Here is a 24050-nt window from a genome sequence, read left to right on the forward strand (position 1 = left end):
CAATTTATTTTGCAACCTCTTCTACAATTGCAACAATTAATTCAGCAGTTTTAACTAGTTCTTCGATTGGCATTTTTTCATTTGTCGTGTGAATTTCTTCATAACCAACTGCTAGATTTACCGTTGGAATGCCATGTCCTGCGATGACGTTCGCATCACTGCCTCCACCGCTTTGCTGTAGTTCACTTTGACGTCCAATTCGTGCAACTGCTCGTTTTGCAACCTCAACAACATGATCTCCATCTGCAAATTTAAAGCCCGGATACATGACTGTAGTCTCAACCTCTGCTCTGCCACCCATTTCAGCAGCTACAGATTCGAAGGCTTCTTTCATTTTTTGAACTTGGATTTCCATTTTTTCTGTAATTAATGAACGAGCTTCAGCCAAAATTTCAACATGATCGCAAACGATATTGGTTTGTGTTCCACCTTCAAAACGGCCGATATTTGCAGTTGTTTCTTCATCAATTCGACCTAAAGGCATTCTTGAAATTGCTTTTGCAGCCATTGTAATCGCTGAAACACCTTTTTCAGGGGCAACACCGGCATGTGCTGTTTTGCCAATAATTGTTGCTTTCACCTTCGCTTGTGTTGGTGCAGCTACAATAATATTTCCAACCTTGCCATCACTATCAAGCGCATAGCCATATTTTGCTGTGATCATGGAGCGGTCCAACGCTTTAGCACCCATAAGCCCTGATTCTTCTCCAGCTGTAATAATAAATTCTATTTTACCATGTGGAATTTGATTTTCCTTCAGAACTCGAATCGCTTCAAACATTGCAGCTAAGCCTGCTTTATCATCTGCACCTAAAATAGTTGTTCCGTCTGAGACTATATAACCATCCTTGATAGAAGGCTTAATGCCCTTACCAGGGACAACAGTATCCATATGTGATGTAAAATAAATGGTATCCACATCATTTTTAGTTCCTTCAAGGGTACAAATTAAATTTCCTGCACCATGTCCGGTTTGACCAGTTGTGTCATCCTCAACAACATGTACACCCAATGCTGTGAATTTTTCTTTTAAAACCTTGGCAATTTCTGTTTCGAATTTAGTTTCTGAGTCTACTTGTACTAACTCTAAAAATTCATTGACAAGTCTATCCTGATTAATCATAGTATGTACCTCCAAGATGAATAGGTTAATGAAATTAGCCTATCATACTATAGTAAAAAAATAAATTCTAATTATTATAATGGAATATTTCCATGTTTTTTATTAGGACGAGATTCCTTTTTATTCCGCAGCATTTCTAATGCTTGAACAATTTTAATTCGCGTTTCGCGCGGATCAATGACATCATCAACCATGCCTTGGCTGGCTGCAACATATGGGTTGGCAAATTTTTCACGATATTCTTCAATTTTTTGAGCTCGTGTTTTTTCCGGATCATCACTTTCATTAATCTCTCGAGCAAAAATAATATTGGCTGCACCTTGTGGACCCATTACCGCAATTTCTGCATTTGGCCATGCAAAAACTAAATCAGCCCCAATTGATTTACTATTTAAGGCGACATATGCTCCACCATATGCTTTTCTTAGAATGACAGTTAGCTTTGGTACTGTTGCTTCAGAGTACGCATATAAAATTTTGGCTCCATGTCGGATAATTCCTCCATGTTCCTGTTTTACCCCTGGAAAAAAGCCTGTCACATCCTCGAACGTAATTAGTGGGATATTAAAGGAGTCACAAAAACGAATGAACCTTGAGGCTTTATCAGATGAATCGATATCAAGCCCACCGGCCATAAATTTCGGCTGGTTACATACTAAGCCGACAACTTCCCCTTTTATTCTTGCAAAACCAACCACGATATTTTTCGCAAAATCTTTATGAACTTCCATGAATGATTTCTCATCCACCACTTGTTCAATGACTTTGCGAACATCATATGGTCGGACTGCATCAAAAGGAATAATATCAGTTAAATCAGGTCGATAATCAATCTCTTCTTTTTCGGGGAGAATTGGCGGTTTTTCCTCATTATTTTGAGGTAGATAGCTCACTAAAGCTCTTACCTGTTGTAGAACTTCCTCTTCAGTTTCTCCTGAAAAATGCGCGTTTCCACTAATTGAATTATGTACGCTTGCCCCACCTAAATCCTCTGAGCTTATTTTTTCACCAGTAACGGTTTCAATGACTTTCGGTCCTGTAATAAACATTTGAGATGTCTTTTCCACCATAAAAACAAAGTCGGTAATCGCTGGAGAATACACAGCACCACCAGCACAAGGTCCCATAATCACAGAGATTTGCGGAATGACCCCTGAATAAATCGCATTTCGGTAAAAAATATGACCGTATCCATCGAGGGAGACAACCCCCTCTTGAATTCTTGCCCCACCTGAATCATTTAAGCCAATAAAGGGCGCACCATTTTTTACTGCTAAGTCCATGACATTCGCGATTTTTTTCGCATGCATTTCACCAAGCGCTCCACCAAAAACAGTAAAATCTTGTGAAAATAAATAAACCGGTCTACCGTTGATTTTTCCATATCCAGTAACAACGCCATCGCCAGGTCCCTTTTTATCGGCTAAGCCAAAGTCCGTACTACGATGTTCAATAAATGGATTTAACTCGACAAAGGTTCCTTTATCAAGTAATAGGTCAATACGCTCTCTAGCTGTTAATTTTCCTTTTTCATGCTGTTTATCAATCTTCTCATCACCACCGCCTAGCTCTACCTCACGACGACGATCATATAGTTCGTTTATTTTCTCATAAATATCTACCATTAATTATTTTCCCCCTTACTTGGTTTCTCACAAAGCTCATATAAAATACTCCCCGTAGATTTTGGATGCATGAAGGCAATCTTTGCACCACCTGCGCCCTTCTTAGGCTCATCTGCAAGCATTCGAATGCCGTGTTCTTTTATTTCTTTGATCCTCTCTTCGATGGATGAAACCCCTAAAGCGATATGGTGTATTCCTTCGCCGCGTTTTTCAATAAATTTAGCAATCGGGCTTTCTGATGAAAGTGGCTCCAATAACTCGAGTTTTGATTCTCCAATTTTGATGAAGGCAACTCTTACTTTCTCTGATTCTACTGTTTCGATTCCTTCTAACTTAAGGTTTAGAACGTTTGTGTAGAATGGAAGAGTATTTTCAATCGATGAGACAGCGATCCCAATATGGTCAATCTTTTCAATCATGCTTTCACTCCTCAAGCGAGCGCTCGCTCAACATTGTAAGCGCTTCATGAATATATAAATCTATTTTAACACGAACTCATCAAAAATTGTGTATTTTCAGTTTTAACGAAGAGGACTTAATGGTTGTCCAACTGTCATTTTCGCGGTAAAATATGAGTAAATATGTAAGCAGAAGGGAGTATGTGACATGTCCCGTAAAACTCAAAAAATTGTGGTTTATTTAATGATTGCAGTAATGGTAATTACTACTCTGTTAGCTGGTGTAGGTATGTGGTTTTAAGTCCAACATTTACAGTGTTACGAGGTTTGTTAACAGTCTAAAAAGGTGACCCTAAATGGTCACCTTTTGCTTTGAAAATTAGGTTGGCAACCCTTTGAATAATCTTTTTATGATTAAATATTCTTCCATTTCTTTAATAAATTGAAGAAGGGCAGCTCTTGTCTCAAACTCCTCCCGAGTTTGTGGCAATGGCATTTCTCTAAACACTTTACGCATTGCTTCTAGTTTCTTCAAAAATATACTTGCCGTGTTACCAGGATGAATGGACTGGCTCACCTCCATAATAAAATCGGCAACCATTTCCCTCTGTTCAACCGACTGGGTAATCGAAGTAATAGTAGGTAACATCCTCTGTAGAATTTCGAATTGCTTTTCTCTCATTTCAAAATACGTATAATATAAGTTTTCATCGCGCATTAAGTTATTTTCAACATCCCTATATGCAATTCTTTTCGCTTTCTTTAATAAATCTTCAACGGCTGTTATCTCTCGTCCATCCCAAATACTCTCACCTGTTCGAAGATAGTGAACCATCTCGTTTAATATATTTCCAAAAAGGGCTTCAATTTCTTGTTGGTATACCCTAAGTTGCTTGTCAACACTCGGCATATATAGATTTACGAGTAATGCAATTCCAATCCCAATCACAATTAAACCCAATTCATTTATAATCAAATCAAGTGTTACCTTTCCGGCTGAAAATATATGTAAAATAATAACGGTACTTGTTACAATCCCATCTTTCGCTTTTACGGCAACTACAGTAGGAATAAAAAATAGGAGTAACACCCCAATTGTTAATGGATGATAGCCTATTCCCTCAAAGAATACAAACGAAAATAGGATTCCAACCACACACGCAATAAATCGCTCCCACGAACTTTCCAGCGATTTTTTCCTTGTTACTTTAATACATAAAATCGTTAAAATTCCAGCAGACGCAAAACTATCAAGTCCTATTAGTTTTGCGATTGATATAGAAATCGTTGTGCCTATTGCTGTTTTTAAAGTGCGATAACCTATTTTAAACATAAATCGGCTCCTAAAAATCCATAATGGGTTTTATTATATTGTTATCAAAAGGAAAAATAAAACACCTATACAAATCTTAATATGACTAAATCACGAAAAAAGGAATGATCACGTTGATCATTCCTTTTCTTTTATAGAACCTTTTCTAAGAAATCTTGCGCACGTTGGCTTTTTGGATTTGTGAAAAATTCATCAGGTGTTGTTTGTTCAACTATAAGCCCATCATCCATGAAAAGTACTTTGTCTGCCACTTCACGTGCAAAGCCCATTTCATGAGTTACAATAAGCATCGTCATTCCTGTATTAGCTAAGCCCTTCATAACATTAAGAACTTCTTTTACCATCTCAGGATCAAGTGCGGAAGTAGGCTCATCAAAAAGCATGATTTCTGGTTCCATTGCTAAAGCCCTTGCGATCGCAACCCTCTGCTTTTGTCCTCCAGAAAGGCGATTTGGATATTCATTTTCTTTTTCTGATAAACCAACTTGCTTTAATAGCTCCCTGGCTTTGTTTTCCGCTTCACTTTTTGAAATCCCTTTTACCTTCATTGGTGCGTAAGTAAGATTTTGAAGAACCGTCTTATGCGGAAATAGATAAAAATGTTGAAACACCATTCCGATATGCTGACGGACCTTTGTAATATTCGTCTTCGCATTTGTGACTTCATCTTCCCCAACCCAAATCTGTCCTTGAGTTGGTCTTTCAAGTAGATTTAAACATCTTAAAAATGTAGATTTTCCAGAACCAGAAGGACCAATAATGGCAACAACCTCACCTTGTTTAAAGGTGGTCGTAATCCCTTTTAACACATCAAGCTTGCCAAAAGATTTATGAAGACCTTCTACTTTAATATGATCATTACTCACTACGACGCAACCTCCTCTCAAGTCTTCCGCCTAGGAATGTGAGGATTGTAACAATAATCCAATAAACTAGTCCAGCAATTAATAATGGTTCAAAATAGCGGAACGTGTTCGATCCGACCACTTGAGCACGTCTCATAATATCCAATAAACCAATTGTACTTACAATTGCAGATTCCTTTGTTAGGGTTATAAATTCATTTAAAAGTGCAGGTAAAATATTTTTTACTGCCTGTGGCAGGATAATATCCAACATCATTGGACGGTATGAAATTCCAAGTGCTTCCGCCGCTTCTTGTTGGCCTTTATCAACAGCTTGTATACCCGCTCTAATGATTTCTGAAATATACGCACCTGAGTTTAGTCCAAATGCTAAAACCCCAGCAACAAATTTATCAATATCATAGTGAAAAAGCTGTGGAACTGCAAAATAGATTAAAACCAATTGGAGAATAAGTGGTGTTCCTCTGAATATAGATGTATAAATATCCGCAAACCACTTTAAAAATGAAACCTTACTAATTTTAAAAACCGCTAAAATTGTCCCGAGAATTAAACCTAAAATTGCCGATACTAGTGCAAAGGATACCGTAAGGCCGATTCCTTCTAGTATAAACGGAATTGAAGGCACGATTCGGGAAAAATCAATATCCAAACCCATGCCTTACACCTCATTTCTACATTTATTCAAATACGTCTCGACGTATTTGCGCCCAGATTTTTTCGAGCATGCTCGAAAACCTTCCTTTGAAAATCTGTGGCATCCGCCGGAGGCTAAACTTTATTCAGCCCATGGATGCTCACAACCAAAGTATAGATGATAATTTTCATTCCCCACTTAAAGTGGAAGGACCTTTGCTGAATAAATTTTTTTATTTTTCGATCCATTCTTGTTCTATTGCTTTTAACTCGCCATTTTCCTTCATTTCCTCTAAAACCTTATTAAATTCCTCAGTCAGCTCACTGCCTTTTGCAAATGCAATCGCCATACCTGGTGAAGCTTCTGTAGGATCATCAAAACCTGTTAAATCAAGTTCTTCAATGAATCCTATAGCAACTGTCTTATCTAAATAAACTGCATCAATTCTTCCTGCTTTTAGCTCTTGAATTAATTCTGGAGCCTTATTTAAAGCTGAGATTTCCAAACTTTTAAGTGTTTCTTCTTTAATCTTTTTAGCTCCTTCTTCTTGAATGGAACCTAATTGAACCCCAACTGTTTTACCGTCTAAATCCTCTAATGATTTAACATCAGAATCTTTTAATGTAACAAACATTTCCCCAGATTTATGATATTCTGTTGAAAAATCTACACTTTCTTTACGTTCAGCAGTTGCTGACATACCTGAAATAATAAAATCAATACGTTCTGCTTGTAATGCGCTAATAAGACCACCAAAGTCCATGTTTTCAATTTTAAGCTCATATCCAAGTTTCTCTGCAATTTTCTTCCCTAACTCAATATCAAACCCAATATATTCACCAGTTTTTTCATCAATTGTTTCAAATGGTGGGAAGTCAGCAGATGTTCCCATTGTTAATACTTTCTTTGTATCAGTACCTTTATCAGATCCTGTTGCATTATCATCGCTTGTCCCACAAGCTGCTAGTAATACAATTGATAAAATAGCAATCAATGATGCTAGTAAAAACTTTTTCATTATGTTTTCCCCCTATGTGGTTATTTATAATTATTCGATAGAATGTATTTTAACACATCTGCATAAATATACAATATGTTTTTTAAAAATAATAATTGATTAATAATTCTATCATTTGCGCAATGGTTACAGTTTATTCTGCTTACAAGGTATTTTAGAGGGAAAATTTAGTGTTTATTTTGGCACAATCTTCTTTTAATACTCTACTGATATAAACAATTAAAGTGAAAAAGTGATAAAACATTCATCACATTATGCATAATTTATAATTAAAAAAAGAAGCCTAAAAGGCCTCTTATACTTCTTCACAATATTCTTCAAAGGATTCCTGTAATTTAGTGATGACATCCATTGGCTCATGTCCTTCAATTTCATGTCGTTCAATCATTTTAACGATTTTCCCATCTTTTAATAATGCAAATGATGGAGATGATGGCGGATATCCTTCAAAATATGATCTTGCTTTTTCTGTTGCCGCTTTATCTTGCCCTGCAAATACTGTTACTAATTGGTTTGGTCGCTTATCATAATGGATTGAATGTGCTGCAGCTGGCCTTGCAATTCCACCTGCGCAACCACAAACAGAATTAACCATCACTAAAGTTGTACCCTTACGATTTAATGCTTCATCGACCTCTTCAGGTGTTTTTAACTCTTGATAGCCAGCCTCTGTAATTTCTTTTCTAGCTGTTTGTACTATATCATTCATAAACAGATTGAAATCTATTTCCATTTTTGTGCACTCCTTTAAGAAAAATATCTTGCTATTTTTATCATATCAATTTACATCATGTTTTTTCAAATCTTAGGAACTTAAATGAACGTTTAAAAAATATATAATCGGGTATTCTATTAATACATCTAGATCATACCCCTAAACTCCCTAGATGGAAGGAGAGCGAATGCACTCCTTCTTTTTTTATGCTTCAAATAGTTCAATTAACTCCTTTACAGCGGTTGTAACATTTAAATCTCCCTGTATAACTTTATTTTCAAGGACTGGAAGCTTCGTTTTAATGGAAGGATGGGTAAAAAAGCTTGTTTCAAGATAATCCTTTATCATTGCATGAATCCAATCCTTTGTTTGAGAGTCCCTTCGTTCTGCAAATGCGCCAGATTCTTTCGTAGTCTTAAGAAATCGCAGGATGATTTTCCACATTTCTTCCATACCTTCATGATAAAGTGCGGAAGCTGTATAGGCTTTCGTAGACCAACCTTTCGTTGCAGGCTGAAGATAGTGGAGAATCCGATTATATTCAGCGCGAGCAATTTTTGCTCTCTGTCGATTTTCACCGTCCGCTTTATTGATCAATATGGTATCCGCAAGCTCCATTACTCCTTTTTTCATGCCTTGTAATTCGTCACCTGCACCAGTTAAAACAAGAAGCAGGAAAAAATCCACCATACTACGTACCACAACTTCACTTTGACCAACACCAATCGTTTCAACAAGAATCACATCAAACCCCGCGGCTTCACAAAGTAAAATGGTTTCCCTCGTTTTACGATTGACCCCACCAAGGGTTCCTCCTGAAGGTGATGGACGTATAAAAGCATTTTTATTCCTGGTAAGAGTCTCCATTCTAGTTTTATCACCAAGTATACTGCCACCTGTTACACTACTACTCGGGTCTACAGCTAAAACTGCAACGCGATGTCCTTGTTCACATAAATAAGAACCAAAACTCTCTATAAATGTACTTTTACCAGCACCCGGGACTCCAGTGATGCCTATCCGTATCGAGTTTCCGGTGTATGGAAGAATTTCATTGATTACAGCCTGTGCCTGGTCTTCATGACGTTTTGCGTTGCTTTCAACAAGAGTAATGGCTTGGGCGAGAATTGTACGATCACCATTTCGTATACCCTGTACATACTCTTCAGTTGTTCGTCCTTTCTTCTTAACAAATTTACGTGCACTTCCAGAAGAGTTATTTTGCTCTATCCCCTTCACAATTTCAGTTGTAAAACCATCAGAGGCATTTTCGGGAACCCATTCAGGTTTCTTTTTATTATCAGTCATTGCCTTCTTCCTCATATCCAAGACGCAGATAAATTTCTTCGATTACTTTTTGTGCAGCCACTGGAATTACTGTTCCAGGTCCAAAAATAGCTGCAGCTCCATGCTCTTTTAAGTAATCATAATCTTGAGCGGGGATAACTCCACCAACAATTACAAGTATATCTTCTCGCCCTAATTTCCTCAGTTCTTCAATTAACTGCGGAAGTAATGTTTTATGACCTGCCGCGAGTGAACTCATTCCAACGACATGAACATCATTTTCTACCGCTTGAAGAGCAGTTTCTTCTGGTGTTTGAAATAATGGTCCAATATCAACATCAAAGCCAAGGTCCGCAAAAGCAGTAGCAATGACCTTTGCTCCACGGTCATGGCCATCCTGCCCCATTTTCGCAATCAAGATCCTTGGGCGTCTTCCCTCATTTTCCAAAAACTCATCTGTCATCTTCTTCACACTCATGATTTCTTCCTCATTTGAATATTCAGAGCTATAAATTCCACTAATTGAACGAATGACAGCTTTATGACGTGTGGAAGCTTTTTCAATCGCATTTGAAATCTCTCCTAGCGTTGCACGAGCTCTTGCCGCTTGAACCGATAGTTCCAACAGATTTCCCTCACCTGTTTCAACTGCATTCGTAATGGCAGCCAACGCCTCTTCCACTTTTCCGTCATCACGTGAAGCCTTTAATTCACTGAGTCTTTCAATTTGTTTGAGTCGAACAGCTGTATTGTCAATGTCTAAAATATCGATTGGATCTTCTTTTTGTAATCGATATTTATTGACACCTATAATTGTTTCTTTGCCGGAATCAATTTTTGCCTGACGTCTCGCCGCTGCTTCTTCAATTCGCATTTTCGGAAGGCCAGTTTCAATCGCTTTGGTCATTCCACCAAGTTCCTCAATTTCCTCGATATGCTTCCAAGCCCGCTCCATTAGCCTATGAGTTAAAGTCTCTACATAATATGAGCCACCCCATGGATCAATTACATGACAAATACCCGTTTCATCCTGTAAATACAGCTGAGTATTTCTAGCGATTCGAGCAGAAAAATCAGTCGGAAGAGCAATTGCTTCATCGAGTGCATTCGTATGTAAGGATTGTGTATGACCTGATACTGCTGCTAAAGCTTCAATACATGTTCTTGTCACATTATTGAATGGATCCTGCTCAGTCAAGCTCCAACCTGAAGTCTGTGAATGTGTCCTTAACGCAAGTGATTTTGGATTCTTAGGATTGAAGGCTTTCATCATTTGTGCCCAAATAAGTCGAGCTGCCCTCAGCTTCGCTACCTCCATAAAATAGTTCATACCGATTGCCCAGAAAAAGGATAATCGAGGGGCAAAGGAATCAATATCAATCCCTTTCGCAATTCCTGTTCGAACATATTCCAACCCATCTGCTAACGTATAGGCTAGTTCAAGATCAGCTGGTGCACCGGCTTCCTGCATATGATACCCAGAAATACTAATGCTATTGAATTTTGGCATATTTTTTGACGTGTATTCGAAAATATCCGAAATAATTCGCATTGAGGTGTCTGGTGGGTAAATATAAGTATTTCTCACCATGTACTCTTTTAAAATATCATTTTGAATCGTTCCTGACAGTTTTTCGGGAGGGACACCCTGCTCCTCTGCCGTTACAATATAAAACGCCAAAACCGGAAGTACAGCGCCATTCATCGTCATCGACACACTCATTTGATCAAGCGGAATACCATCAAATAATGTCTTCATATCTAGGATTGAATCAATCGCAACCCCAGCTTTCCCGACATCGCCAACAACACGGGGGTGGTCTGAATCATAGCCACGGTGTGTAGCTAAGTCAAACGCCACAGAAAGACCCTTTTGCCCCATCGCAAGGTTGCGGCGATAGAAAGCATTACTTTCCTCAGCTGTGGAAAAACCAGCATATTGTCGAACGGTCCAGGCTCGGTTTACATACATCGTTGGATATGGACCACGTAAAAACGGGGGAATACCAGGCATATAATCTAGATGAGTCATCCCATCCATGTCTTCCTTTGTATATACGGGTTTTACAGCAATTTGTTCGTTCGTTTCAAATAGCAAATCATCAATAGATTGATTAATCTCTTCTTCTACTTTTTTACGCCATTTTTCAGGAGAAGGTGATGTATCAGATATTTTTAACTTTATATTGGAAAGATCCAGCCTTTTAGCCAAATTAGCGCACCCCCATTTCTTGTTGTAATTGATGTAAAAACGCAAAACAATTTGTACCAATATGGATAAAGTCGTTTATTCCTACGTTTCGATAGAATTCTTCATTTTCTAGTTTCCCCGCGATAAACAGGCGAACATCTGGGTTCGATTTTTTAAAATCATTGCATATATCAGTGGCCATTTCCTTGTAAGAGTCATCTTTCCCGCAAATAATATAGGTTGTTAGATTCATTGTTTTGGCGCCTTCAATCGCATCTCTTGCTGTTAAGTATCCATCGTTTTTTATGACCTGGAAGCCACCCGCTTCAAAAAATCCTGTAATAAAATCAGCTCTTGGTTTATGTTCTGGTATAGAACCTAAATTAATTAAACCGACTTTAGGTCGCTCGCCAGAAGTTTCAAGATACTGCTCAGATGCTTGTCGAAGCTGCTCAAAGCTTTCTGAAATTCTTACCGGTGATATACGGTTGATGGATATAACCGCTTCATTACTTTCATATATTGATTTTGTTTTGGTGTATGCGATGGGCTTTTCCTGGATATTTGCATACATATTTGTACCGACTATTTTTTCTTTTCGATTGTTCACATTTTTTTGTCTTTCTTGTAAAACTAATGAGATCCTTTCTTGAACCGTTCCTGCTTTCAACGCTTCAAGCATTCCACCCTCTGATTCAATTTCGTTTAACAACTCCCATGCTTTTTCTGCCAGTTCATTTGTCAATGTTTCCACATACCAAGAACCGCCCGCGGGATCAATCACCTTATTTAGGAAGGATTCCTCGCGAAGTATTGATTGTGTATTTCTTGCAATCCTTCTTGAAAAAGTATTTGGGGTTTTGATTGGTTCATCAAACGCTGAAACATGGAGGCTATCAATTCCGCCTACAATTGCAGAAAATGCTTCAATTGTCGAGCGTAGCATATTAACATAGGGATCATAGATCGTTTTCGTAAATGCAGATGTTCTGGCATGGATATACAATTTACAAGAATCTTCATTTCCTCCATATGCTTCAATGATTGTCTTCCAAAGAATTTTGGAAGCTCTTAATTTGGCAATTTCCATAAACACATTGGAACCAATGGAAAAAGAAAATGTCATTCGTGGGGCAATTTGATCAACAGTAAGCCCTCTCTCTAGTAATTCGCTCATATATTCAATAGCAGTACCCATTGTAAAAGCAAGTTCTTGAACTGCGTTTGCACCACCATTATGGTATGGTTCGCCTTTTACAAGAATCGTTCTTAAATTTGGTTGATTATCCATCACCCATTCTACGGATTCTGCTAATTGGTCATAGGCAGCTTTTGGTTTCATAGACAACTGCCCCGTTTCCACTAATATTCCAAGTGGATCCATACCGATTGTTCCAGTTAAAGAATCTGTTTTTACGTGTGATTGGAGAAGTGATAAAAATACTAACAAGTCAGTTTGAGCATCAATTAGGAGAGGCGTATTAGTCAGTGAAATACCGTTGAATGCCTTCTCAATATCTTTTTCTGTATGTAATGCAAGCCCTTTATGCGAGCCATTTTTCGGTTGCAAGGTAAAATGAATCATCGTTTGACCGTTTTGAAGGGCTTCCCTTATTACAGGGTTAAACTCCTCAGGTGTTTTTAAGTCCATTTCCTGACTAACATGCCACGGCTGATTTAGGTAACCTGTAGGTTTTGAGCCACGCACTCTTGAGCCTTCACCAGGCATATCGTTTAGAAACGGTATTTTCTGAACATCCTTCTTCGTATAAATAGGTTTCAGTGTAATTTTTTCATAGGTTTGTTTATGTAATTTTTCAATGGGTTTTCCTTTTAATGATTTTTCAGCTTCCTGTTTCCATGTCTCGTAATCTATGGTCGGGAAGGTAATATTCTGGAATTCTTTCGATTGTTTCGTCACAAGGCTTTCCCCTCTTTCGAAATCGTTTTCAACTATAATTTAATTTTAGTATATATATTGGGTTGTCGCAATGAATAGATGGAAGATTAAAAAAGGTCTTGGGGCATGCTTCTTCGATTTTTGTCCTAGTTTGTACCGTTACATTGGTTTTGAGGGGCATACTCCTTCCTATTTCGCGGAAGCGTGTACCACTTGATTGGTCTTGCGGGGCATACTTCTTGAAGTTCCGAGTTAGTTGGTACCTCTTGAAAAGCCTTGCGCGACATGCTGCCTTCAATTATTATGCCAGCATGTAAAGATAGTTCCCTTTCACCATACTCGCCAGTCAAAAAATATATTATGCGGATTAAGATTTTCTCCGCATAAAAAAAGACACTGCATGGCAATGTCTTTAGTAAATAGATGTATTTTCTTTTGAAGTATTCTCGATTATTTCCTTTACTCGTGCAAGGAAGCGTCCGCAAACAAGGCCATCCAACACACGATGGTCAAGTGACATACAAAGGTTCACCATGTGACGAACCGCAATCATGCCATCGATAATAACTGGTCGTTGCACGATGGATTCCACCTGTAAAATCGCTGCCTGCGGATAATTGATTATCCCCATCGACTGGACAGAACCAAATGAACCTGTATTATTTACTGTGAATGTACCACCCTGCATATCATCTGCTGATAGTTTTCCAGCTCGTACTTTAGCAGCAAGTTCAGTAATTTCTCTTGCAATGCCCTTAATTGATTTCTCATCCGCATTCTTAATCACTGGAACAAAGAGAGCATCCTCTGTAGCAACCGCAATTGAAATATTAATATCTTTCTTCTGAATAATTTTGTCTCCCGCCCACATTGAATTAATTTGTGGGAACTCCTTAAGCGCTTGAGCAACTGCTTTTACGAAGAAGGCAAAAAACGTTAGATTGAAGCCTTCCTTTTGTTTAAAATCATTTTTAATTGAATTTCTATATTGAACCATTTTTGTTGCATCGACTTCAACCATTGTCCAAGCATGAGGAATCTCATGCTTGCTACGAAGCATGTTTGATGCAATTGCCTTTCGAACACCTGTTACAGGAATTTCAACATCGCCAGCTGTTACAGGTACCGTTGGTGCAGGTGTTGGTTTTGTAGATTGTTCACTTGTCACTTGCTGAACCGTAGCTTGAGTTGTCACTTTTCCAACTTTCTGACCTGCAGTTGGAATTTGTCCAGACTCGATTAATTTTTGCAGGTCCTTACGGGTAATTCTTCCACCTGCACCCGTCCCTTGTACCTGCTCAAGATCAATATTATGTTCCTGTGAAAGCTTTAGAACAGCAGGTGAATATCGTAATTTTTTGGTCGTATCACTTGGCTCAGCAGACACATTTACAGCCTTTTCAAGAGTTTCTTCTTTTACAGTTGGTTGAGGTGCCGTTTGTTCAGTTCCAGCACCAACAGTTTCAATGGTACAAATCACCTCACCTACTGCTAGTGTTTCTCCTTCTTCCGCAATAAGCTCTGTAATAGTTCCTGAAAAAGAGGAAGGTACTTCTGCATTTACTTTATCTGTCATTACTTCAGCTAAAGGATCATATTTGTTTACGGTATCCCCAACTGCTACAAGCCATTTACTAATCGTCCCCTCTGTCACACTCTCACCAAGCTGGGGCATTGTTATTTTTTCAGTTGCCACTCATAAAACCTCCTCTGTATAGTAGCAAATTAGAATTCTGCAAGCTCTCTCATTGCCTTTTCTACTTTATCTGGATTGACCATAAAGTATTTTTCCATCGTTGGTGCATATGGCATCGCAGGTACATCCGGGCCGGCAAGTCGCTTAATTGGGGCATCTAAATCAAACAAGCAGTTTTCAGCAATAATGGCAGCAACTTCACCCATAATGCTTCCTTCTTTATTGTCTTCCGTTACCAATAGCACTTTACCCGTTTTTGAAGTTGCTTCAATGATTGCTTCTTTATCCAGCGGATATACAGTACGTAAATCAAGGATATGTGCCTGAATGCCATCTTTCGCGAGGCGCTCTGCAGCCTGTAAAGCAAAGTGAACACATAAGCCGTACGTAATAACCGTGATATCCTCTCCCTCACGCTTCACATCTGCTTTACCAATTGGTAATACATAATCATCTTCAGGTACTTCACCTTTGATTAAGCGATAAGCACGCTTATGTTCAAAAAATAACACTGGATCTTCATCACGTATTGCCGCCTTTAGCAAGCCTTTTACATCATAAGGGGTAGAAGGCATCACAATTTTTAATCCTGGTTGGTTGGCAAAAACCGCTTCAACAGATTGTGAGTGGTAAAGTGCCCCATGTACACCTCCACCATAAGGAGCTCTAATTGTGATTGGGCAATTCCAATCATTGTTTGAACGGTATCGAATTTTAGCCGCTTCAGAGATAATTTGATTGACTGCAGGCATAATAAAATCTGCAAACTGCATTTCTGCAATAGGTCTCATTCCATACATGGCTGCACCTATACCGACACCTGCAATAGCTGACTCAGCTAAAGGGGTGTCAATTACGCGTTGCTCGCCAAATTGTTCATAAAGTCCATTTGTCGCCTTAAATACTCCGCCTTTTTTCCCTACATCCTCACCCAAGATAAAAACCTTAGGATCTCGTTCCATTTCTTCTCGAATTGCCATTGTTACGGCATCAATATATGAAATTACAGGCATTCTTTTTCCCCCTTACTGTTCCGCGTAAACATGTTTAAGAGCATATTCCGGCTCTGCATATGGTGCATTTTCTGCATAATCGGTCGCTTCATTAACTAGTCCTGCAACACGTTCTCCAATTTCCTTTTCTTTCTCCTCATCTAAAACTCTTATTTCCTTTAAATAATTTGCAAAAGAAAGGATTGGATCATTCTTTTTCGCTTCTGCCACTTCTTCCTGTTCACGATATGCACGATCATCATCATCCGAAGAGTGTGCAGTTAAACGATATGAGACAGTTTCAACTAAGGTCGGACCTTCACCTCGACGCCCTCTATCCGCTGCTTCTTTAACTGCTTTGTATACTTCTAGTGGGTCATTTCCATCCACCGTTACACCTGGCATTCCATACCCAATGGCACGGTCAGAAATTTTTTCGCAAGCTACTTGCTTTTCATAAGGGACTGAAATAGCGTATTTATTGTTCTCACACATGAAGATGACTGGAAGCTTATGAACCGCTGCGAAGTTCGCCCCTTCATGGAAGTCCCCCTGATTTGAAGAACCTTCTCCAAATGTCACAAATGTAACTAAATCCTTGCCTTCCATTCTTCCCCCTAGCGCAACACCGACGGCATGTGGAACCTGAGTTGTTACAGGAGATGAACCCGTTACAATTCGATTTTTCTTTTGTCCAAAGTGACCAGGCATTTGACGTCCACCCGAATTCGGGTCTTCTGCCTTCGCAAATCCAGATAACATTAATTCCTTAGCTGTCATTCCGAATGTCAGAACCACTCCCATGTCGCGGTAATATGGCAATACGTAATCCTTTTCACGGTCAAGTGCATAGGCTGCACCTACTTGGGCCGCTTCTTGCCCTTGGCAGGAAATAACAAATGGAATTTTTCCAGCGCGGTTTAACAACCACATTCTTTCATCTATTTTTCTAGCTAACAGCATGGTTTCATACATTTCAAGAACTGCATCATCACTTAAACCCAATGCTTGATGACGATTTTCGGTCATGAAAATACCTCCCTAAAAAATCCTAATTAACTATATGGACAAGCCTGCCATATTAAAAAATATTAGTTGTGTGAATAATTTATGCGTGAATTGCCTTTCCATCAACAGCTAAAGCTGCCTCTCCAATTGCTTCAGATAAGGTTGGGTGTGGGTGAATTGTGCGAGCAACCTCCCAAGGTGTTGCATCTAGTACTCTCGCTAGACCAGCCTCTGATATCATATCTGTTACGTGTGGACCAATCATATGAACTCCTAATAAATCATCTGTTAGTTCATCAACAACCAATTTCACAAACCCATCAGATTCCCCAAAAACAAGTGCTTTTCCGATTGCTCTAAATGGAAATTTACCTACTTTAACAGTAAAGCCTTTCTCTTTTGCTTCTGCTTCAGTAAATCCAACACTTGCAACCTCGGGATTACTGTAAACACATTTTGATACGAGTGAATAATCCATCGGGGAAGGATTTTCACCTGCAATATGCTCAACAGCTACAATTCCCTCATGAGAAGCTACATGTGCAAGTTGTAGCCCGCCAATGACATCGCCAATCGCATATATATGGGATTCTTTCGTTTGGAAAAATTCATTTGTTGTAATATATCCTTTTTCCAAAACAATCTCCGTATTTTCAAGGCCAATATTTTCAACATTTGCTTGTCGGCCAACAGATACAAGCACCTTGTCCGCAGAAAAAGATTTAGCTTCACTTTTAAGTTCTGCTTTAATCGTAATCCCTTCTCCTTTTTCAAGTGTCTCGGGTAAAACTTTCGCACCCGTTACAACTTTTACGCCTTTTTTCTTAAGCAACCGCTGCATTTCCTTCGAAATTTCATGATCCTCCGTAGGAAGAATACGATCGGCATATTCAAGCACTGTTACTTCCACTCCAAAATCGTGAAGCATTGATGCCCATTCAATTCCGATCACACCTCCACCAACGATGATCATTGAATTTGGAAGACGATCCATTTGTAAAGCTTCATCGGAAGTTAACACATATTCGCCATCTATTTCGAGCCCAGGTAATGACCTTGGTCTAGAGCCTGTTGCAATAATGACGTTTTTAGGAATGAGCATTTCATTCTCTTCGCCGTTGTTCATTTCAACGGAAATGGTTCCAGGTATTGGTGAAAAGATTGACGGACCTAGAATTCGTCCATAGCCCTCAATCACATCAATTTTCCCTTGTTTCATCAAATGCTGGACACCTTTATATAGTTGTTCAGTGATCTTATATTTTCGGTCCTGTACTTTTGAAAAATCAAGTGAAACATCCTTTGTGATGACTCCAAATTCTTCACTTCTCTTTGTAGTTGCATATACTTCTGCACTTCTTAAAAGTGCCTTACTCGGAATACATCCTGCATGCAAGCAGGTACCACCTAGCTTCCCTTTTTCTACAACTGCCACCTTTAGTCCAAGCTGTGAGGCACGAATAGCAGCGACATACCCACCGGTACCGCCACCCAAAATCACTAAATCATATTCCTTTGACATAACCTGTTCACCTTCCTATTTTAAGACAGGGGTTCGGAGTTGCTTTCCGGGATATTCTTTTTCCTTCTCTTCCCCACGGAGTACACGTAATGCACCCTCTGCTAACGCCTGTAATTCGTTCTCACCTGGTTGAATGATGACGTCCGCTATCCAGTTTACATGGTTGGAAATTTCGGAAATAAATTCATTCCCATATGCCAATCCACCGGTTAAAATGATCGCATCAACACGCCCAGATAGAGCTGCACTTGCCGCTCCTATTTCTTTGGCGATTTGGTACGCCATTGCCTTGTAGACTAGCCTCGCCCTTTCGTCTCCTCTATCAATCATTTTTTCGACTTCAACTGCATCGTTTGTACCAAGATATCCAACTAAACCACCTTGACCAACTAGTTTTTTCATAATTTCTTCACGGAAGTACTGACCAGAAAAGCAAAGATCAATTAAATCTCCTGCAGGAACTGTCCCAGCCCGTTCTGGGCTAAATGGTCCGTCACCATGCAACCCATTATTAACGTCCACCACTTTACCATGCTTATGGACGCCAACTGTAATGCCACCGCCCATATGGGTAACGATTAAATTCATTTCTTCATAGGTTTTGCCGAGGTCCTTCGCAACTCTTCTCGCTACTGCTTTTTGATTTAAAGCATGAAAAATGCTTCTTCTTTCAATCAAATGAAAACCTGATATTCTAGCAATAGGCTCAAGTTCGTCAACAACAACAGGATCGACGATATATGGTGGAATATTTAACCCAGAAGCAATTTCATACGCTAAAATCCCTCCAAGATTTGATGCATGCTGCCCTGCATAACCAATTCTCAAATCATGTAGCATCTCATCATTTACTTTATATGTTCCACCTTGTATTGGCTTTAATAATCCACCTCTACCGCAAACTGCGTTTAGTTTTGAAATATTTATGCCTTCATTATCTAATGTTTCAAGAATCGTAGTCTTTCGAAATTCATATTGATCGATAATATTCTCATAAGCAGTTAATTCAGATCGATCATGTCGAATTGTCTTCTCAAACACAGAACGTTCATTATCATAGACGCCGATTTTTGTGGATGTTGATCCTGGATTGATCACGAGAATCCGATATTCTTTGTCATGCAAGATTGAAACCTCCAGTACTTAAATGCAGTCCTACGATTGTTTTACTATCTCCTATTGCAACTATGAATGGCAAGAAGGTAAAAAGGAGGAAAAGCGTAATCTGCCTTCCCCCATCTAAAAGTCCTATTACTTTCTACGACTTAAAATGTGGTGTCCATTTTGTAAAAATTGGCTTCTTGAATTTCTCATTCTTTCGATGCGCTCTTCTGCTAAACGATCAGCAGCCTGATAAGTAGGAATCCCATCTCTTTTCGCAATCTCAATTACTTTTTCAATTGTGTCGTACAGTGATTCAACCTTCTTCAGTGCACGTTCTTGATTGTACCCGTATAATTCGTCAGCCACATTAATAACTCCACCAGCATTAATCACATAGTCTGGAGCGTAGACAATTCCTAATTCATGGATCATATCTCCATGACGAGGTTCTTTTAGCTGATTGTTAGCCGAACCCGCAATGACTCTCGCCTTTAATTGCGGAATAGTTTCATCATTTACTGTTGCACCTAGTGCGCAAGGTGCATAAATGTCACACTCGACACTATAAATCTCGTCAGGGTCTACTGCTTTTGCCCCGAAGTCTCTTACTGCACGGAGAGCAGAATCTTTATTAATGTCAGTTACAATTAGATTCGCTCCCTCTTCATGAAGGTATTTACAAAGTGTGTATGCTACATTTCCAACTCCTTGAACCGCAACTGTCTTTCCTTCAAGTGAATCAGTACCAAATGCTTCTTTGGCTGCGGCTTTCATTCCGCGGTATACACCAAATGCAGTCACTGGAGAGGGGTTTCCGGAAGATCCAAATGCAGGTGATATCCCTGTTACAAAATCGGTTTCTTCGTGGATAATGTCCATATCCGCAACTGTCGTACCTACATCTTCTGCTGTAATATAACGACCATTAAGACCTTGGATATAACGTCCAAATGCACGGAACATTTCTTCGTTTTTATCCTTGCGAGGATCGCCAATAATAACAGTTTTGCCTCCGCCAAGATTAAGTCCAGCAGCAGCATTTTTATAGGTCATGCCTTTTGCCAGTCTTAATGCATCTACAATCGCATCTTCCTCTGAAGCGTATGTCCACATACGAGTACCACCAAGTGCAGGTCCTAATGTTGTATCATGTATCGCAATAATCGCCTTTAAACCAGATTGTTTGTCCTGACAAAATACTAATTGCTCATAATCAAATTTTTCCATGTAAGAAAAGATTTCCATTTTGTAGTACCTCCAAAGAATGATGATTAGTTGATTATTTGTTAGCAGAGCAAACTGCTAACGCTAATGAATATAATTTGCTTTTTGCAGAGTCAGCCCTCGAAGTTAAAACAATAGGTGCAGAAGCACCCGCGATAACGGCCCCTACCTCTGCTTTTGCAAAGTAAACCAATGATTTATATAATGCATTTCCAACTTCAATTGTTGGAACTAGCAAAATATCGGCCTGTCCAGCCACTGCACTCGTAATTCCTTTGTGCTCGGCTGCGTGAATCGAAATGGCATTATCAAGCGCTAATGGTCCATCAACAATACAGTTGTGAATTTGGCCACGGTGGTTCATTTGGGTTAAAGCAGCTGCGTCTAAAGTTGCTTGCATTGCTGGATTCACCATTTCCACAGCAGCAATGGGTGCTACTTTTGGGGTGTCTATCCCAATTGAGTTTGCTACCTTAACTGCATTATTTAAAATTTGCATCTTTTCCTGTAGACCTGGAGCAATGTTCATAGCTGCATCAGTTACAATTACAAATCGGTCATAATCAGGCACTTCAAAAACAGCAACATGTGACAGAACATTCCCTGTCCGCAGTCCATAATCTTTATGCAAAACGGCTTTTAGTATTGTTGATGTCGGAATATTTCCTTTCATCAATACATCTGCTGCTCCTGTATGAACCGCTTTTACAGCAGCCTTTGCTGCTTCTTCTTGTGTTGATGAATCTACAACATCTAGTACACCAGACTCTTGAATATTTCCCCCTTTTTCAGAAAGGATTTGTAGTATTTTTTCTTGATTACCAAACAATAAAAAACGGGCAAGCCTGTGATTTACAGCTTCGACAATCGCTTCAAGTACTTCTTCATCTTCAGCAGCCGCAACTGCAACGGTAACATGAGATCGTCCTGTAGCTTTTTTGATGAGATTAGTCAGCTTCATTCATTTTTACCTTCTTTTCGATCATAGTCCTGTCGTTTTTCATTTTTATATAATGCAATAATCGTGCCAATGCAAAATAAAATGAAAGCGCTTCATTGGTGACCTATTTTACAAAATCAAATATGCAACTTCTTGCATTTTTTGCAAAAAATTGCGTGCTTTAATTTGCAATATTATATTTTTCCAACTTATAATAAAGACTCCTAAGCGATATCCCTAGCGATTTGGCAGCAGCCGTCTTATTTCCACCATTCAAATCCAATACCTCTGAAATAACTTTTGCCTCGTACTTCTCCACTATGTCCGATAAAGGGACATCCTTAATTTCAGTTTCAGGTAAGGATTGACTAGAATTGGCTTTTTCTTTTGAATTATGTAAGGGTTGGATATGCTTTACATCAATTAGTCTTTCCTGATAATTCATAAAGATTACGGCTCGTCCTAAGACGTTTTCGAGCTCTCTCACATTACCAGGCCAATCATAACCATATAAATAATAAATCGCTTCTTCTGTTAATCCCTCAACAGTCCGCCCGTAATCCTGATTTATTTTAACTAGTAAATGCTCCGCGAGTGGTTTGATATCTTGTTTTCTCATCCTTAGTGAAGGGATGTGAATGGGTATTTTGTTAATTCGATAGTAGAGATCCTCGCGAAAAGTTCCATTTCCAATACTTTTTTCTAAATTTACATTTGTTGCTGCGATGATTCTTACATCGATTGGAATGGACTTCGTTCCCCCCACTCTCCTGATTTCTCTTTCCTGCAAAACCCTTAATAATTTCGCTTGAGTATTTAAGGATAATTCGCCAATTTCATCTAAGAATATACTGCCATTGTTCGCTTCTTCAAAAATGCCACGTTTTCCACCGCGCTTCGCTCCGGAAAATGCACCTTCTTCATATCCAAAAAGCTCACTTTCTAACAGTGACTCTGAGATTGCAGCACAGTTCACACGAACAAACTTATTATATTTCCGCTTACTTTCATTATGTATCGCATGTGCAAACAATTCTTTGCCCGTCCCAGACTCCCCTCTTAGTAATACAGTGGCTGGGGTTTTTGCACCAAGCTTCGCTTGTTCAATTGCAATTTCCATTTCTTCTGAAGAACCAATAATATCATCAAAGGTATATTTTGCTTCAAGGGAACGTATGATATGTCTTGCTCTGTTCAATTCAGATGTGAGCTGACTGATTTCAGACACATCATGAATAACTCCTACACTACCTTTAAGCTTGCCATCAACAATGACTGGCGCAACATTTACAATTACATCTTTATCGTGAGGTCCCACTTTCATCCGGGCACCTCTTACAGGTCTTCTCGTTTTTAACACCTGCATGTGCATACTTTCTCCTTCAGAAATATCTGCATTTGCAGGCTTCCCAATGACCTGCTCCTTTTCAAGCCCCGTGATTCGTGTGTATGCACGGTTTATTAAAATTCCATTTCCGTTCTCATCCACAACCGATATAGCTTCATCAGAGGATTGGATGATTGCTTCAAGCATTGTTTGAATCTCTTTTAAATTTGTAATTTCTTCAGCAAGATTGACAACTTCAGTAATATCTTTAAAAACAGCAAATGCACCAAGTAGCATTCCTGACTCATTTACCACTGGAATTCTAGTTGTAATAATTTTTCGTCCATTTTCTAGAACAAATTCTTGGTTAACTTCAATGGCCCTTGTTGAAAGAATCTCTGGCAATCGGCTATCAGGAATGCATTCATATATATGCTTACCAATAGCTTCCTTTTTCGAAATACCAATCATCTTTGATGCGCTATTGTTTAGTAAGATGACTTGGCTATTTATATCAATGACAATCATTCCATCATGGGTTGAATCTAAAATTAAATCTACCATAACTTTCTCCATAACCACAGTCACCCCCCAATCACACGGTAAGAGTTTTGCAATTTTTTACATACTCTTATTATTCCCTTTGCAAAATTATGCACACATTTATAATAACCTTAAACCTTCATCTTGACAAATTTTTTGAATAGCTTACATTTAATATAGAAGTCAATTTGCGAAAGGATTTTATACTATGCAACGAATACTGGCTCTAATCGTGCTACTAATACCAGGCATTATTGCTGGGATTGGAATTAAATTTATGAGGGATATGTTTTTCGGTGTGTTACATAGCCCAATTCCATCCTTAATGGTACAATTTATTATCGGTCTTATTTTCTTCCTAGCAGGTTTATCCTTTATCGGTGGATTCATTCTACACCGTGACCGTAAACGTAATAAAGTTCAAGAAAAATTTCAAAAAGAAAGCTCCCCTGTTGGAGAGCAAAATAAATAATCCTGCTAAATTTAGCAGGATTTTATGTTTAAAAGATAAGAATATATAAAAATTTTTATTTAGTATTCGATGTCTACCTCCAAGCGCCATCGGCTCTCTGGTCTAAGCCAATCGCTTTATAGGGCAAAA

Annotated in this window: 21 protein-coding genes; 2 read left to right on the forward strand and 19 right to left on the reverse strand. The window is 38.9% G+C overall.

Annotation, left to right across the window (positions count from 1 at the left end):
• Positions 1-4: 4 nt before the first annotated feature.
• From RGU12_RS15110 to mce, 3 genes are all read right to left on the reverse strand, one after another.
• The gene (locus RGU12_RS15110) at positions 5-1123 is read right to left on the reverse strand and encodes a tripeptidase T (protein WP_309536820.1); all 1119 of its coding nucleotides are present in this window, start codon (positions 1121-1123) and stop codon (positions 5-7) included.
• A 74-nt stretch (positions 1124-1197) separates the two neighbouring features.
• Positions 1198-2748, reverse strand: a complete 1551-nt coding sequence (locus RGU12_RS15115; RefSeq protein ID WP_309536821.1) for an acyl-CoA carboxylase subunit beta — start codon at positions 2746-2748, stop codon at positions 1198-1200.
• Positions 2748-3167 carry a methylmalonyl-CoA epimerase gene (gene mce, locus RGU12_RS15120; RefSeq protein WP_309536822.1) on the reverse strand — a complete coding sequence of 140 codons (420 nt, stop codon included), beginning with the start codon at positions 3165-3167 and terminating at the stop codon, positions 2748-2750. The genes RGU12_RS15115 and mce overlap by 1 nt, the downstream gene beginning before the upstream one ends.
• Before the next feature lie 187 nt (positions 3168-3354).
• Between mce and prli42 the strand changes: the two genes are divergently transcribed.
• The gene (prli42, locus tag RGU12_RS15125; RefSeq protein WP_152983165.1) at positions 3355-3447 is read left to right on the forward strand and encodes a stressosome-associated protein Prli42; all 93 of its coding nucleotides are present in this window, start codon (positions 3355-3357) and stop codon (positions 3445-3447) included.
• Positions 3448-3525: 78 nt separating this feature from the next.
• Here prli42 and RGU12_RS15130 read toward each other — a convergent pair whose 3' ends face one another.
• From RGU12_RS15130 to RGU12_RS15205, 16 genes are all read right to left on the reverse strand, one after another.
• Positions 3526-4479 carry an aromatic acid exporter family protein gene (locus RGU12_RS15130; protein ID WP_309536823.1) on the reverse strand — a complete coding sequence of 318 codons (954 nt, stop codon included), beginning with the start codon at positions 4477-4479 and terminating at the stop codon, positions 3526-3528.
• A 131-nt stretch (positions 4480-4610) separates the two neighbouring features.
• Positions 4611-5345, reverse strand: coding sequence for an amino acid ABC transporter ATP-binding protein (locus RGU12_RS15135; RefSeq protein WP_309536824.1), 735 nt, complete (start codon positions 5343-5345; stop codon positions 4611-4613).
• Entirely contained in the window at positions 5338-5997 is a 660-nt protein-coding gene (locus RGU12_RS15140) for an amino acid ABC transporter permease (RefSeq protein ID WP_136378025.1), read from the reverse strand. The genes RGU12_RS15135 and RGU12_RS15140 overlap by 8 nt, the downstream gene beginning before the upstream one ends.
• A 217-nt stretch (positions 5998-6214) precedes the next feature.
• Entirely contained in the window at positions 6215-7000 is a 786-nt protein-coding gene (locus RGU12_RS15145) for a transporter substrate-binding domain-containing protein (RefSeq protein WP_309536825.1), read from the reverse strand.
• Between the two features lie 295 nt (positions 7001-7295).
• On the reverse strand, positions 7296-7733 hold the full coding sequence (locus tag RGU12_RS15150; RefSeq protein ID WP_309536826.1) for a BrxA/BrxB family bacilliredoxin: 438 nt from the start codon (positions 7731-7733) through the stop codon (positions 7296-7298).
• Between the two features lie 186 nt (positions 7734-7919).
• A complete protein-coding gene (gene meaB, locus RGU12_RS15155; protein WP_309536827.1) occupies positions 7920-9023 on the reverse strand; it encodes a methylmalonyl Co-A mutase-associated GTPase MeaB in 1104 nt (367 codons plus the stop codon).
• Entirely contained in the window at positions 9016-11175 is a 2160-nt protein-coding gene (scpA, locus tag RGU12_RS15160; protein WP_396232401.1) for a methylmalonyl-CoA mutase, read from the reverse strand. The genes meaB and scpA overlap by 8 nt, the downstream gene beginning before the upstream one ends.
• 40 nt (positions 11176-11215) lie before the next feature.
• A complete protein-coding gene (locus RGU12_RS15165) occupies positions 11216-13114 on the reverse strand; it encodes a methylmalonyl-CoA mutase family protein (protein WP_309536828.1) in 1899 nt (632 codons plus the stop codon).
• A gap of 391 nt (positions 13115-13505) precedes the next feature.
• The gene (locus RGU12_RS15170; protein ID WP_309536829.1) at positions 13506-14789 is read right to left on the reverse strand and encodes a dihydrolipoamide acetyltransferase family protein; all 1284 of its coding nucleotides are present in this window, start codon (positions 14787-14789) and stop codon (positions 13506-13508) included.
• 29 nt (positions 14790-14818) lie between these two features.
• Entirely contained in the window at positions 14819-15802 is a 984-nt protein-coding gene (locus RGU12_RS15175; protein WP_309536830.1) for an alpha-ketoacid dehydrogenase subunit beta, read from the reverse strand.
• A 12-nt stretch (positions 15803-15814) separates the two neighbouring features.
• A complete protein-coding gene (locus RGU12_RS15180; protein WP_309536831.1) occupies positions 15815-16810 on the reverse strand; it encodes a thiamine pyrophosphate-dependent dehydrogenase E1 component subunit alpha in 996 nt (331 codons plus the stop codon).
• Positions 16811-16889: 79 nt separating this feature from the next.
• Entirely contained in the window at positions 16890-18311 is a 1422-nt protein-coding gene (lpdA, locus tag RGU12_RS15185; RefSeq protein ID WP_309536832.1) for a dihydrolipoyl dehydrogenase, read from the reverse strand.
• 15 nt (positions 18312-18326) lie between these two features.
• Positions 18327-19436: a butyrate kinase gene (buk, locus tag RGU12_RS15190; RefSeq protein ID WP_309536833.1), complete on the reverse strand. Its 1110-nt coding sequence runs from the start codon at positions 19434-19436 to the stop codon at positions 18327-18329.
• 126 nt (positions 19437-19562) lie between these two features.
• On the reverse strand, positions 19563-20660 hold the full coding sequence (gene bcd / locus RGU12_RS15195; protein WP_116352505.1) for a branched-chain amino acid dehydrogenase: 1098 nt from the start codon (positions 20658-20660) through the stop codon (positions 19563-19565).
• Between the two features lie 34 nt (positions 20661-20694).
• Complete coding sequence (yqiS, locus tag RGU12_RS15200) at positions 20695-21600, reverse strand: phosphate butyryltransferase (RefSeq protein WP_309536834.1); 906 nt, start codon at positions 21598-21600, stop codon at positions 20695-20697.
• A 160-nt stretch (positions 21601-21760) separates the two neighbouring features.
• A complete protein-coding gene (locus tag RGU12_RS15205; RefSeq protein ID WP_116352549.1) occupies positions 21761-23482 on the reverse strand; it encodes a sigma-54 interaction domain-containing protein in 1722 nt (573 codons plus the stop codon).
• A gap of 175 nt (positions 23483-23657) precedes the next feature.
• On the opposite strand from RGU12_RS15205, the gene RGU12_RS15210 reads away from it, so the two are divergent.
• Entirely contained in the window at positions 23658-23921 is a 264-nt protein-coding gene (locus RGU12_RS15210) for a DUF2627 domain-containing protein (RefSeq protein WP_116352507.1), read from the forward strand.
• Positions 23922-24050: the final 129 nt, after the last annotated feature.

Origin of the sequence: Ferdinandcohnia sp. QZ13 (genome assembly GCF_031324165.1) — a bacterium.
In the GTDB taxonomy this organism is placed as follows: domain Bacteria; phylum Bacillota; class Bacilli; order Bacillales; family Bacillaceae_L; genus Ferdinandcohnia.